Here is a 13,505-nt window from a genome sequence, read left to right as displayed (position 1 = left end):
ATTATCGGCAACCAACGTAACAAGTGTCAACCTCAAGATAGAAGTTGAAAAATCTGTTGGCAGCCATTTTAGAAACCCTCCGGTCTTCCATAGATTTGTCTATAGTTGAAGAAGGATTTACACAATTTAATGGCAGCTGCTGACTGGGACCAGAGGGGTGCAGTTAGCTGATTTAATCTAACTGTGCTCTTTTTCCTGAGACAGGCAGGCGATTGTCAACTTATTTTTTGAATGAGGTTGCCGTGTCTTTATATGCTGAGCTACACCGTCACTTAGGCGGTTCAGTTGTCCCTCGGGTACTCTGGCGCTACTTTCATCGCAGTCAGTCGGATTTAGCTCAACGCTTTCCAGAGTACCCAGAGTTTGAGGAATTCTACACTCGGCCTCGTAAAACCCTAGATGAGTATCTAGAATTACATACGCTGGTAGAAAATGTCCAGAGTGCCAAGACATTACCTTACTTTATCTACCGCTTGATTCGGGGCGCTTATATCTTTGAGAATCTTGCGTATTTAGAGTTGCGCTATACCCCTTATTTGCGGACGCCAGACCATTTGCCCCAAACTGAGCGGATCGACCAGATGGCTCAAATTGTCGAGATTGTGGGGCAGGCTAGTCAGCTGAGTGAATACCCGATCGTGACGAGCCAGATCTTGTGTATGCACTCCCGCTTACCGTATGCCGTAAACCGAGCCATCGTGGAATTATCGGCTCAAAATCGCACCTATGTTTGTGGCATTGATTTAGCTGGGGGCGATGCCTATTATGCGGAGCGGCTTGATGAGTTTACGGAGTTGTATGCCTACGCGCGATCGCTGGGACTCAACACTACTGGGCATGTGTACGAAACTACAGATGGTAGTTATCCAGAACTACTGCCTTATTTGATGCGGATTGGTCACGGAATTCAGATTCCGCTGCGATATCCAGAACTTTTGCCAGAGTTAGCTCAGCAAAATCAATGCTTGGAAGTCTGTCCGACCACGTATCTCAAGACGGGCACTCTAGAGGATATTCGCCAACTCAAACTAGTATTCGATCGCTGCTTTGAAGCAGGGGTAGATATTGCCATCTGCACAGATAATGCAGGGTTGCACAATGTTCGCTTGCCGTTCGAGTACGAAAATCTGTTGACCTATGACGTGATTGGCTTCAAGGAACTTCAAGCTTGCCAAGATGCAGCTTTCAAGCACGCCTTTGCTTGGCCCCATCGACAGCGTCCAGCTTCCATCTTGACTGAGGTGCTACGGGAAGACGAGAAGGTTTCTGAGCCTGCTCAAAGCGTCGTCAACTGAAGACTGCCAACTTGGGTTAAACCTGAGAAATCAAAATCGCCTTAGATCCAAAGCCAACTCGGATCTAAGGCGATTTTATAGTGAGAATGAAATGATGCCAAAAATTGCGCTCGCGCGACGTTAACTAACGGAAGATCTTAAAATCTGCTACGAAAGTTACGATGCCAACTGGGTCTGCTGAAGCTAAAAAATTAAGCGCCTCGGTTGAGAGCCGTTTCGACTTGGGTCAACTCCTGCTGCAAGCGGTCTCTAAGCTTTTGTGGTAGCGGGCGATTGGGGTAAGAGCTATAGTGCCCTGCCAGAGCATTCAAAGCAGTTCTCATAGTCGTAAAAGAACTCAGCTTGGTTACAGAGTCATCCCGGCGATACCGTGAGGCGAAGTCATTAATTTTCTGGCGAGCTTCTGTTTGAAGAGAGACACGATTGGGAGCGTCTTGAGGCAATTCAATGGTTTCTCGCAAACTGTTAACGAGCGTAAGAGTATCTTGCCGATAGTTGCCGCTGAGCTGGTCGCCACTGCATCCTGCCAGACCAACCGTAACCACTAGAATCAGAGCTAGCAAACGTGACAGATAGCGTTTCATAATGTATTACCGAAAAAGAACAGGATTAAATCAGAAAATTAACGTTAATCCTATCTTGTATCGGTACTAGGGGATCACCTTCCTAAGAGATAGGTATTGAGAGTAAAGACGAAATTGCTCTCAAAAAAAATAATCCAGACAAAGAAGATTGCTGGATGCAGTTAAATGCAAATATTTAATCTCGTTAGGGCTGAAGCTTGGCGCTAGCAATGATTAACAATTATCCGAAGCGACCGCTCACGTATTCTTGCGTAATCTGCTGTTGTGGACTTTGGAAAATGATTTCGGTGCGATCGTATTCAACTAGATAACCACTGCGTCCGCCTTTCTCGTTTTCCTCAACGTTGAAAAAAGCAGTGCGATCGGAGGCCCGAGACGCTTGCTGCATATTGTGCGTCACAATTACGATCGTATATTGCTGCTTCAACTCCTGCATTAAATCTTCGATGCGGAGGGTTGAGATGGGGTCTAAGGCTGAAGCAGGTTCATCCATCAAAATAATATCCGGTTGCACCGCGATCGCACGGGCAATACACAACCGTTGTTGTTGCCCACCCGATAAAGCTAAGCCGCTCTCTCGCAGTTTGTCTTTAACTTCGCCCCAAAGCGCGGCCTGTTTGAGAGATTGCTCAACCAATTCATCCATATCCCCTTTATAGCCAACGAGCCGAGGACCAAAGGCGACGTTGTCGTAAATTGATTTGGGGAAAGGATTCGGCTTCTGAAATACCATGCCAATTCGGCGTCTAACTTCGACCGGATCGACTTCAGAGGCATAGAGGTCTTGAGCGTGGTAGTAAACTCTACCATCGGCCTTAAATCCCTTAATCAAGTCGTTGAGACGGTTGAAGCAGCGCAGCAAGGTGCTCTTACCACAGCCAGAAGGGCCAATAAGAGCTGTAATTTGATTTTTGGCAATATCCAAGGAAATATTGCGGAGGGCGCGGAAGCTGCCGTAATAAACGTTCAGGTTTTCTGCACGTAAAACGGTATCCGTCTGACTGGCAATGGGACTATGAGTATGCATAAAGTTAACCCGAATGGATTAGTTCGCCTCTAATTAGTTGAAATGATTCAGAATGTTTCTATTCAAATGCAAGCTAGCAACTTACCTCGCACTGTCAGGCGTTGCCACCAAATGTAGTTATCCAATTAAGTCATAAACTTGAAACCCAAATTTCCGGGTATAGCCAACTCTTAAAGCAGGCGATCGCAAACATTCCTGAGGACGCACAGATATCTTACATTCTATTCAACCTTTCTTTTCGTGTGGCTGAGTAAAATTCATCAATCTGGGGTTAAGCCTTACGTCGAGTCAGCCAACGAGCCAAGATGCTAGTGACTAGTACCAAAGCCACGAGGACTAGGGAGCCTGCCCAAGCTAGCTCTTGCTGATTCTTGTAAGGCGTAATGGCATAGTTGAAGATTAGAACAGATAGGGTGGGAGTTGGTTGCATCACACCCCGCGCCCAATACTGACTAAATAAGGCGGTGAAAATTAGAGGTGCGGTTTCCCCGGCAGCTCTGGCCACCGACAACATCACCCCAGTCAAAATTGCTGGGATCGCAGCAGGTAAGACGACACGGGCCACAGTTTGAAATTCAGTGGCTCCTAACCCCACGGCAGCCTGACGAATTTCATTCGGCACTGATTCTAGTGCCTCAGCCGCAGTTCTAACCACGATTGGCAACATCAGAACGGCAAGAGCGACACCTCCAGCAAGGGCAGAGAAAGTACCTGTAGTCAGCACCACGACACTGTAGGCAAAAACCCCAACGACAATTGAAGGGACACCACTGAGGACGTTGTTAAAGAAGTCAACCCAAGAAGCGAGGGTGGTATCTCTAGCAAATTCTGAGAGAAAGATTGCGCCTAAAATCCCAGCAGGGATGCTAATGGCGGCTCCAATGCCGACAGTAAGTAAGGTACCCAGAATGGCATTGCCAAATCCGCCGCCTTTGACGAGTGGTGGAGGTGGCAATTGGGTGAATAAATCTAAGCTCAGTCGATCGGCTCCATTGAGAATGACATAGGTCAACACTGCCACCAAAGGCAATAAGGCGATCGCGGCCGCAATAAACACCAACCCAGTCATGGCGGCGGAGAACAAAGTCCGAGGTGAGGTCCGAGACCGCATCAAGCTGCGCGGCGAAAAGGGAGGCGGTGAAGGAATGGGGAAATCAGCCATATAAGCGACTAGTTGCTAGATCTCGATTTTGACTAAATCTTTAAGTGAGCCAATTCAGCCTCAATACTAAAGGCTCTGCCTCATTGAGCGGACCAAGAGTTCAGCCAGAATATTGACTACCAGCGTTAAGGCAAACAAAATTAAGGCGGTGTACATCAGTGACGAAATTTGCAGCCCTGATGCCTCAGCAAATTGATTCGCCAAGAGTGAGGCGATCGTGGTGGCTGGAGAGAAGATTGATGGGCTGACCGTGTTGGCGTTGCCAATCACCATCGTGACCGCCATTGTTTCACCCAAAGCCCGACCCAATCCCAGCATCGTCGCCCCAACAATGCCAGAGAAAGCGGAAGGCAGCATGACTTTGAAGATGGTTTCCCAGCGAGTCGCGCCCAAACCATAGGAAGCTTGCCGCAACTCAGAAGGCACCGCCACTAAAGCATCACGGGAAATAGCTGCAATGATCGGCAGAGTCATAATAGCCAGGATGACTCCTGCGATGTACATCCCTGGTCCGCGTGGAGGGGTGCTAAAGAAGGGAACCCAGCCCAAGTGCTGGTGCAGCCAAAGAGCTAGTTTGCCGACCAAAGGAATGAGGACAAAAATGCCCCATAAGCCATAAACAACACTGGGAATTGCTGCGAGCAACTCAATGAGAAATACCAAAGGCTGCTGGATGCGGGGTGGCAAAAAATCCTCGCTGAGGAACAGAGCCACGCCTACACCGATGGGTAACGATAGCAACAGAGCAATAAAGGAGCTGACTAAAGTTCCGTAGATCGATGGCCAAGCTCCGTACTGATCTTCAACCGGATTCCAGGCGCTAGAGGTCAGAAAACCCAAGCCAAATTGCTGGATTGCAGGCCAGGACTGGTTGGCGACCTGCCAGGCGATCGCCAATAGCGTTAAACCAATTGCCACTGCAAAGAAGCCAGTGAGCCACTTAAAGCCAATATTCACATACCGGGAGATTGGAGACCGTTGATGAATTGTCTCCTGAGAATCTCTGACCAGCAAAGTCATGATTTCCTCTACTAATTAAAGACGTTCCGTAGGTACTGAAGAGCTACCTACGGAAACTAAATAGCACCAAATAGCTTATTGTGCCGGAGTTGCGGCGGCAACCTTAATGGTATCAAGAGTTGCGACAACTCGGTTGGCCAGCTCATCGGGTAAAGGCACATAGCCTAACTCCTGAGCATACTGGTCGCCATTAGAGAGTGCCCACTTGACCATGTTTTTCAACGCATCTGCTTTGGCTGGATCGTCGTACTGGCTGTAAACCAGCAACCAGGTCAAACCATTAATGGGATAAGCGTCTTTAGCTTCTGGGTCAGGAATCACCAAAGAAAAGTCTTCTGGAACGGTCACGCCAGCAAATGCTTTTGCAGATGCTTCAGGGCTAGGTGCAATAAATTCACCCCCCTTATTTTGTAGCGTAGCTGATTTGAGGTTGTTCTCTTTGGCGTAGGAGTACTCGGTATAGCCAACTGCACCGGGAGTTTGCTGAACCTGAGCGGTGACACCTTCGTTGCCTTTAGCACCGACAAAACCAGCGGGCCACTGTACAGCTTTAGAGGCACCCGCAGTCCAATTGGGGCAAGCTGCTTTCAGGTGAGTCGTAAAGATAAAGGTGGTACCGCTACCATCAGAGCGGTGAACAAAGGTGATGGGGTTGCTGGGTAGATTTACACCAGGGTTGTCTTGAACAATCTTGGGATCATTCCAGGTTTTAATGTCACCTTGCACAATGCCGCAGTAGGCTTCGCGCGATAGCTTGAGGTTGTCAACGCCATCTAGATTGTAGGCAAAGACAACAGCACCACCTGTCATAGGAATTTGAATGGCTTGGCCCCGCTTAGCCGGAAATCCTTGCCGCTCATCTTCTTTGAGGGGTGCGTCTGAGGCTCCGAAATCTACTGTTTCGGCCAAAAACTGCTTAACGCCAGCACCACTACCAACCGACTGGTAGCTGATTTCAACAGTGGGGTTTTGCTTCTTGTACTCAGAGAACCAGCGCTGATACAAGGGAGCGGGGAAGCTAGCGCCAGCGCCACTTAAAGCAATAGTTTGACCACCACCTGCATTGCTGTTGGCGGCAGTATTGCCAGCGGGTGCGGGGCTGCTACCTTGAGGACCGCTGGGGGGAGTTTGTTGGCAGGAAGCCAAACCGACCGTCAGGGCGATCGCAGAAGTCAGAAAAGCTCGATGAGCAAAGTTAAAGTGAAGCGCCATTGTCAGGTTCGGAGTAATTTTGCTGGACTGCTTATTTAGCAAACGAGAAAAGAATACAACTAAAGCGTAAAGATAAGGTTAACAAGGGGATTGAAATCTCTAGAAGCTTGCGATGGAACTAAAAATCAGCTTTTGTTTTTTGGCATGGCTGGTGACAGTTAGAGAGTTGTTAGATCTGTGGCTTTTGAATTTATAACTCAGCGAAGGAGTGTGCCAGCCTAAATGAATTTGCTCTTTAAAGATTTCTCTAAAGGGATAAATTGAATTTCGCAACTCAGTGTTCTGGCACAAAAATTCCTAAATTGGTGAATTGGTTGATATTGAAGTAGATGTGTTGAAATAAAACCAGAAGAATCAAATCCTGGTCGAATAAATTCATTTCAGTTTAACAACGACGTAGATAGAGAATTCTTTGATTAATTTTGATGGATTTGGATCTGATTTAAGGTTAGCGGAAAGCTAGGAAATGCGATCGCTTTGGCGTGAATTATTTCTTATTCCTAGATCTATAAAAGAGCTACAAATGGTTGCTTGATTGGTGCTGGATAAACTTAAGAAATCACCTTGCCCTTGCACAATGTTGCTAGCACAACGTCCCTACAGAAGCTTTGACTGTCAAATTAAGCCTAAAAACATAGAATTGGCCTGTGGTGCTTGTAGCAAAACAGCGTTCGTTCCTTGCTCCGCCGAAGAACCAGTCTGTCTAGCTGCCACAAGACGTAGTAAAGCCAGTTAAACTAATAAATCTTGGTAATGCTATTTACCTGGCGAACAGAAATCTTTAAGAAATATTTGTTAACTGACTCAGATTGAGGCGTCTAGTTGAGAGATTGTTAAGCTCAAAGTCGTTACTATAGGCAGCACGATTGAGCTGAAGCTGACGATACATACCCAGTCAAAACTGTCTTCCGCATCCCACTCGCACCTCTTATGCGAACTAGTGAACAAATTCAAGCAGAAATAGAAGAACGGTTAGGTTTTTTTCCACCTTTCTTTGCCGCTGCTCACTCAACCCCTGAGATCCTGGAGACGCTTTGGCAGCACACTTTGTCTGCCTATCTGAATAATCCTTTGCCGACTTTAATTAAAGAAAAACTTTCAGCTTATCTGTCACGTTACTGTGCCGTCCCGTATTGCCTGATTTGCCACAGTTGCAGCTTGCAGCCTTTAGGCATGTCAGCCTTGAATATCCTTCAGTTATTAGAGTCTCCGCCTCCCACAGAAGCAAGGATTCAGTTTCACATTAGTGTTCTAGAAGCCCAGCCTGCGACTTTAACAACTTGGCCTGATTCGGGCTCATTGTTGGAAGAGAGCATTTTTAGCAGTGCAGTTTATATATTCCTCAGCTTGGATGCTTCTAAGGCTTGCTACAACCAAATGCAGCGAGTGTTGGGAACTCAGTACTACAACCACTTGAGTGCGTTTTTGGCTTATTTGAAGCTGTGCCATGTTTGGGTAGAAGCGCATCCCGAAGTGACGTATGAGCTTGATCAGCGGGCGCAAAAATATTTAGCTGCACTTTTGCAGGACGCTCCTCGCCTGAATCGGTTTTTTCGGCAGTATCGCCAACAGATTACGACCGAAACTCAAAATCATGAGCAGCAGCTTTTGATCGAGATTACTCAGCGGCAGCGCATTGAGGCGGTGTTACAGGAAACGAATCAGGTGTTGCAGGCCTTGATCCATGCGGCACCCTCAGCCATTATTGCCTTGGACCAAAGGGGAAAGGTAAAGCTTTGGAATGCCGCTGCGGCAGCTATGTTTGGCTGGAAAGGCGCAGATGTGGTAGGTCAACCACTGCCGATTGTGTCCGATGCTGGACAAGCAGAATTTCAACAGCTTTATCAAGATATCTGCCGAGGAAAAACGGTCACCGGGTTACAGGTGCGCCGTCAACGACAAGATCATTCACAGATAGACCTGAGCCTCTCTGCGGGACCGTTTTATGACGTTGAGGGGCAGCTCAATGGGACGATCGCGGTGATTTCAGATGTGACTGAGCAAAAGCGATCGCAGGAGTTGCTAGAACGCCTCAGTCATCAGAACCACTTGATTCTCAACTCAGCGGGAGAAGGGATCTATGGCTTAGATCTGCAAGGTCACGTTACTTTTGTGAATCCTGCTGCTTCCAGAATGGTCGGTTGGGAAGTAGAAGAGTTGATTGGTCAGCCGATGCATGCCACGATTCATCACTCTAAGCTAGATGGCACACCTCATCTAGAGAGTGACTGCCCCATTTATGCCGCTTTCAAGGATGGGATGGTGCGACAAGGCATAGAAGATATCTTTTGGTGTAAGAATGGCACTTCATTTCCGGTGGAGTACACCTCCATGCCCATTCGTGAGCATGAAGTATTGGTGGGTGCGGTAGTTACGTTCAAGGACATCACCGAACGCAAACGGGCGGAAGCCCAACTTCAACAACAAACAGAACGCGATCGCCTGCTTGCTGATATGGCTTTGCGAATTCGGCGATCGCTGAATCTGAATGATATTTTGCAGACTGCTGTGGCTGAGACACGAAATCTCCTGCAAATTGAGCGAGCCGCCATTTACCGAATTATTCCGGATCAACCTGGGCAATTTATTGTGGAATCCGTGGCTCCAGGCTGTCTATCCGTTCTGGGGATCGAGCTGCATGATCCTTGTTTTGATGTGGATTACAGTCACCAATATCAACAGGGACGAATTTCTGTCGTTGATGATATTTACCAGACAAGCTATCTATCTTGTTACTTAGAATTTTTAGAACGCATCCAGATTCGAGCTAACCTCCTAGTGCCGATCGTGTCCAACGATCAGCTTTGGGGGCTGCTCTGCGCTCATCAGTGCTCTGCTCCCCGACACTGGGAACCGTTTGAGATTGACTCCCTGCAAAGGCTGGTAACTCAGCTCGCGATCGCCATTCAACAATCGGAACTTTACGAACAGGTGCAACGCTTAAATGCTCGCTTAGAGCAGCAAGTGGTGGAACGCACAGTGCAACTGCAGCAAGCCTTAGATTTTGAAGCCACGCTGAAACGGATCACCGATAAGGTCCGCGATAGCTTGGATGAAGACTACATTTTGAGCACAGCTGTCAAGGAATTAGCGCAAGGCCTAGGGGTGCCCTGTTGTGATACCGGACTCTACAATGCCGACCACACAATCTCTACTATCAGTCATGATTACAGCCCTGGCCCCTCAGCCGTGGGCCAAGTCATTCAGATGGCTGATCGACCAGAAGTGTACTATCAGCTTATACAAGGTCAGCATCTTCAGTTCTGTATCTACGAGGGTTTAACGCTACGTCCGATCCAAGTTGCAGCGACCTTGCTGGCTTGCCCGATTCTGGATGACCAAGGAGTCCTAGGAGATCTCTGGCTCTTTCGATCCAGTGGTTCAGTCTTTAATGAGCTGGAAATTCGCTTAGTGCAACAAGTGGCTAACCAGTGCGCGATCGCCATTCGCCAAGCCCGCTTATATCAAAGATCTCGAACCCAGGTCGCCGAACTGGAAATGCTGAATCGGCTGAAGGATGACTTCCTCAGTACCGTGTCTCATGAGCTTCGCACTCCCATCTCCAACATGAAAATGGCGATTCACATGCTGCGGATGGCTCCCAGCGCCGAGCGGCAAGAACGCTACTTACAAATTTTGCAAACTGAATGTGCCCGTGAAGCTGAGCTGATCAACGATCTGCTAGATTTACAACGTCTGGAAGCTGCGTCTTATCCCCTTTTTGTGGTGGAGTCAATCGATTTGCAGCATTGGCTGCCCGAACTTCTAGAGCCATTTCAGACGCGATCGCAGCAGCATCATCAAGTTTTGCGCCTAGAGTTCTTGTCTCACCCACCCACTTTAATCTCGGACCGAGCCAGCTTAAGCCGAATCATTGCCGAGTTGCTCAACAACGCCTGTAAATACACGCCGTCCAAAGGCCAAATTGTTGTACAGGTTAACCACCAGCCCCAGCCCAAAAACTTGTCAACAGGGATCAATACCAGCGTTACTTTGGCAGTTCGCAACCAGGTAGAAATCCCAGCCGCCGAGCTACCCCGGATTTTTGAAAAATTCTATCGCGTGCCGAATGCTGATCCTTGGAAACAGGGGGGGACAGGTTTAGGCTTAGCTTTAGTACAGCGACTGGCGGAGCGCTTGAAAGGAACGATCCGAGTCGATAGTGGTGGGGGATGGACTACGTTTTTGCTAGAGTTGCCAACCCAGCCTAGCCAGGAAGCGCTTGGCAATATTGAAGGCACTTAAATTTCTTCAGAAGCTTCAGGACTAGTGCTTTTACCGTGGTGGGCTTTGCGCTCCTGTAGCTTCAAGAGAATCTCGGCGTGAACTTCACGAGTAATCGGATAAAAATATGCTAACCCTAACCCCAGCAGCAAAAAAGCTAAGGGGAGAGGACCAACTAAGCAGCGAATGGCAAATAAAGCCGACTCAGGTTGTTGCGGTGCCTCCTGTCCTGCAACGGTGGCAATAAAACCAGAGCCATCCAAAACCTTACCGACCATAAACAAGCCGAAAGCTAAACCGATTTTTTGCAGCAGCACCATAAAGCCGTAGAAGATGCCTTCCCGCCGTTGCCCAGTCTGCAACTCATCGAGCTCAATCACATCTGGCATCATTGACCAAGGAATCAGATAGGCTGTTGAGACGCCAAACCCAGCGAGAAAAGCCAGCACAAACATTAGTGCTGTTTGCCCCGGTTGCAGGAAAAAAAGTGCAACTTCAGCAATGATCCATAAGCTCATGCCCATGAAATAGACCGCCTTCTTGCCTAGATGCTTACTCACTCTGCTCCAGACAAACAGCATGATCAGGGCAGTCACTTGAATGACCAGCACGACCTGAGTGAATGTTTCCTGAGAAAGGCGCATCCAGTGGACGACAAAGTAGGGAATAACCGCGACTGTATTTTGCACGGCGATCCAAGAGCAAAGGTAGATGCCAACTACAAACAGAAAAGGGCGATTGCGAAAGACAATGCCCAGTTGTTCTAAGTAGGGCAGCGGCTCTGTCCCGTCGCTACTAGCTTGGCGCGCGCGCTCAGTAACTGCGACTCGTTTTCGGGTACCCCAAACACACCAATAGAGTGGTAGCACCGATAAAACGGTGCAAACCCCTGCAAGCACGAGATATTGCTGAGCAGGATTTCCTTGAACCACCTTGAAGATGGCCAATGCCAACACTAGCGAGAGAATGCTGCCACCAATAGAGAAGGCAAAGCGGAAACTGTTGAGGTTGGTGCGCTCGTTATAGTCTTGGGTCAGTTCTGGTGTTAGAGCAGTATAGGGTAGGTTAACTGCTGTATAAAACGTATTGAACAGGATAGAAATGCCCACGTAATACCAGAACAACCCCCACTGGTTGGTCACAGGGTTGCTACTAAAGCGTGGGATTAGCCACTGTAAAAAAAAGAAGATCCCAAAAGGGATGGCTCCAAAAATCATCCAAGGATGCCGACGCCCCCAACGGCTTTTAGTGCGATCGCTCAGTGTCCCTACGACTGGGTCGTTAACCGCATCCCAAACTTTGCCAATCATCAAGATATTGGCAGCCAACCCTGCTCCTAACCCTGCCACACTGGTAAAGAAGTACAACAAAAATACACCTAGTAAATTTGCTGTAATGGCAGGCCCTAAATCTCCCGCTCCATAGGCTAGCTTGGTACTCAAGCTCAGCTTTTCTTCTGCGGGAGTCGCAGCATCGGCAAAGGGAGACGGATCGTTCATAACAGTTGGCACCGACGAGAAAGAGCAACCTTGGTATGGAATAAAACAAGCTAACTATCCGAGCACCAAGGGTTTATCAAAACTATCAGAAACTATCAGATTTTCTGCGCTTTGGCACGATAAGTTAACGGTAAAACTAGACCTTTAGTTTTACGGGTGGGTCGCTCTAGGGCTTGACTGAAGCTCAGCGTCCAAGTTTGGGTCGGTGAAGCTTGATAAATCCACTGAGCGTGAGGACAAATGCGAGATTGCCGAGTGACTATAGTAGACGCTATCTCAGGAGTCTTAAGCGCTTTAGTGTTTAGTACCTTTTGAGTGAATTCCAAATCGAGCATTAAGTAACCTGCGGTTCGCCATTGCTGAGCAAACCCAAACAACATATCTCCACCCTCTCCATTCCAGAGAGCGAGTGAGGTTCCTAAATCGTCATCAAAAGTTCGGGGATTAAAGAGACAGACATTTTGCTGGGGTAAATCCGTGTAAGCTCGGCGCATTTTGCTAGCCGCATCTAAAGCAGCCAGGCGAAGATAAGGTTGGCGGAGCGATTGCCAAAGTGGTTGCAGTACTGAATTAGCAGGCTTGGCTAGCAGATCTGTTCTCCGAATTAAGTCGGCAACCAACCAACTCTCCCAGTTCAACGCTGCTTGAAAAGACTGGCGGTAATCGTGCTCCATTAGACGTTGCTGCCAAATGGGCGGTAACTGCTGCATTTTACGGAGGCTACCCGCTTGGATTTTAGTCATGATCAACGCCACGACTTGGCTGTTTAGCTCTGGGCGATCGCGCAAGCCTTGGGTCAACCTCCAACTTGCTTCCAGATTGGCGATCGCTGCCTCGGTTTGGCCGAGTCGATTCTTCTCTAGAGCATCAATGGCAAGCAGACGTTGTAGCTTCACAAAGCCAGCAAAGTTCGGGCGAACTTGAGTTGCATTGGGGTGGGACATCACTGAGGCCCACTGAGGTACTTCACCTTGTAGCCCTTGCTGACGGATGGCATCTAGGGTGTCGGCATGTGCCCGTAGATATTTTTGTAAGGACTGGGGCAGCGGCTCCACTGCATCAGTGGCATCTTCTAACTGCTTGTCTAAAAATTCTTGCAGTTCTGGCTGAATTGCTTCAAATTGCTGAATTGCTGTTGGAGTTAGGCGATCGCTTTTGGCACCCAGCAGATTGATGCCTAACTTAGCGCTTAATACCTCTAGCTGCAAAGCCGTACGATTAGGAGCAGAATCAGCAAATCGAGTTGTAAAAACTTGCCACTGTTGCTGCGATTGTTTTTCTTGCTCAGCCGCAACCCAATTCGCAACCCATAGACAGGCGATCGGCAAACTAGCAAAGCCCAAACAAAGCCATAAAAGTATCTTTTTTCGCATCTGTACTTAGCCGTGGGCGAGCAGAAATTTCTGAGAGGTCAGCTTAGGATTCCCAGTGTCACGATTGTCCGTATGCGTCCCAAATTGAATTGTGATGGTAGGGTCGTGG

General features: G+C 48.2%; 9 protein-coding genes. 2 read left to right on the top strand and 7 right to left on the bottom strand.

Translation table 11 applies throughout. The features are described 5' to 3' along the window. Positions 1–242 precede the first annotated feature (242 nt). Complete coding sequence (locus tag H6F72_RS07915) at positions 243–1,295, top strand: adenosine deaminase (RefSeq protein WP_190433495.1); 1,053 nt, start codon at positions 243–245, stop codon at positions 1,293–1,295. A 191-nt stretch (positions 1,296–1,486) separates the two neighbouring features. Here H6F72_RS07915 and psb27 read toward each other — a convergent pair whose 3' ends face one another. The 5 genes from psb27 to pstS form a co-directional block, all read right to left on the bottom strand. Then, positions 1,487–1,879: a photosystem II protein Psb27 gene (gene psb27 / locus H6F72_RS07910; protein ID WP_190433494.1), complete on the bottom strand. Its 393-nt coding sequence runs from the start codon at positions 1,877–1,879 to the stop codon at positions 1,487–1,489. 220 nt (positions 1,880–2,099) lie between these two features. After that, positions 2,100–2,906 (bottom strand): phosphate ABC transporter ATP-binding protein PstB, encoded by an 807-nt coding sequence (gene pstB / locus H6F72_RS07905; RefSeq protein ID WP_190433493.1) that lies wholly within the window; start codon positions 2,904–2,906, stop codon positions 2,100–2,102. 271 nt (positions 2,907–3,177) lie between these two features. Then, complete coding sequence (pstA, locus tag H6F72_RS07900) at positions 3,178–4,068, bottom strand: phosphate ABC transporter permease PstA (RefSeq protein ID WP_190433492.1); 891 nt, start codon at positions 4,066–4,068, stop codon at positions 3,178–3,180. Positions 4,069–4,134: 66 nt separating this feature from the next. Continuing rightward, positions 4,135–5,088: a phosphate ABC transporter permease subunit PstC gene (gene pstC / locus H6F72_RS07895; RefSeq protein ID WP_190433491.1), complete on the bottom strand. Its 954-nt coding sequence runs from the start codon at positions 5,086–5,088 to the stop codon at positions 4,135–4,137. 75 nt (positions 5,089–5,163) lie between these two features. After that, the gene (pstS, locus tag H6F72_RS07890) at positions 5,164–6,300 is read right to left on the bottom strand and encodes a phosphate ABC transporter substrate-binding protein PstS (RefSeq protein WP_190433490.1); all 1,137 of its coding nucleotides are present in this window, start codon (positions 6,298–6,300) and stop codon (positions 5,164–5,166) included. Between the two features lie 930 nt (positions 6,301–7,230). On the opposite strand from pstS, the gene H6F72_RS07885 reads away from it, so the two are divergent. Then, complete coding sequence (locus H6F72_RS07885; RefSeq protein WP_190433489.1) at positions 7,231–10,545, top strand: PAS domain S-box protein; 3,315 nt, start codon at positions 7,231–7,233, stop codon at positions 10,543–10,545. Here H6F72_RS07885 and H6F72_RS07880 read toward each other — a convergent pair. Together H6F72_RS07880 and H6F72_RS07875 are read right to left on the bottom strand one after the other, a co-directional pair. Further along, on the bottom strand, positions 10,542–12,023 hold the full coding sequence (locus H6F72_RS07880; RefSeq protein ID WP_190433488.1) for an MFS transporter: 1,482 nt from the start codon (positions 12,021–12,023) through the stop codon (positions 10,542–10,544). The two genes, H6F72_RS07885 and H6F72_RS07880, sit on opposite strands and share 4 nt — an antisense overlap. A 95-nt stretch (positions 12,024–12,118) precedes the next feature. After that, complete coding sequence (locus tag H6F72_RS07875; protein WP_190433486.1) at positions 12,119–13,396, bottom strand: hypothetical protein; 1,278 nt, start codon at positions 13,394–13,396, stop codon at positions 12,119–12,121. Positions 13,397–13,505: the final 109 nt, after the last annotated feature.

Origin of the sequence: Trichocoleus sp. FACHB-46 (assembly GCF_014695385.1) — a bacterium.
In the GTDB taxonomy this organism is placed as follows: Bacteria; Cyanobacteriota; Cyanobacteriia; order FACHB-46; family FACHB-46; genus Trichocoleus.
The sequence above is the reverse complement of the archived record's forward strand: the minus strand, read 5'-3'. Positions and strand labels throughout refer to the sequence as shown.

Coding starts and splice junctions, on each gene's coding strand:
- psb27 (WP_190433494.1), bottom strand. CDS start 1,879: ATGAAACGCTATCTGTCACGTTTGCTAGCTCTGATTCTAGTGGTTACG.
- pstB (WP_190433493.1), bottom strand. CDS start 2,906: ATGCATACTCATAGTCCCATTGCCAGTCAGACGGATACCGTTTTACGT.
- pstA (WP_190433492.1), bottom strand. CDS start 4,068: ATGGCTGATTTCCCCATTCCTTCACCGCCTCCCTTTTCGCCGCGCAGC.
- pstC (WP_190433491.1), bottom strand. CDS start 5,088: ATGACTTTGCTGGTCAGAGATTCTCAGGAGACAATTCATCAACGGTCT.
- pstS (WP_190433490.1), bottom strand. CDS start 6,300: ATGGCGCTTCACTTTAACTTTGCTCATCGAGCTTTTCTGACTTCTGCG.
- H6F72_RS07885 (WP_190433489.1), top strand. CDS start 7,231: ATGCGAACTAGTGAACAAATTCAAGCAGAAATAGAAGAACGGTTAGGT.
- H6F72_RS07880 (WP_190433488.1), bottom strand. CDS start 12,023: ATGAACGATCCGTCTCCCTTTGCCGATGCTGCGACTCCCGCAGAAGAA.
- H6F72_RS07875 (WP_190433486.1), bottom strand. CDS start 13,396: ATGCGAAAAAAGATACTTTTATGGCTTTGTTTGGGCTTTGCTAGTTTG.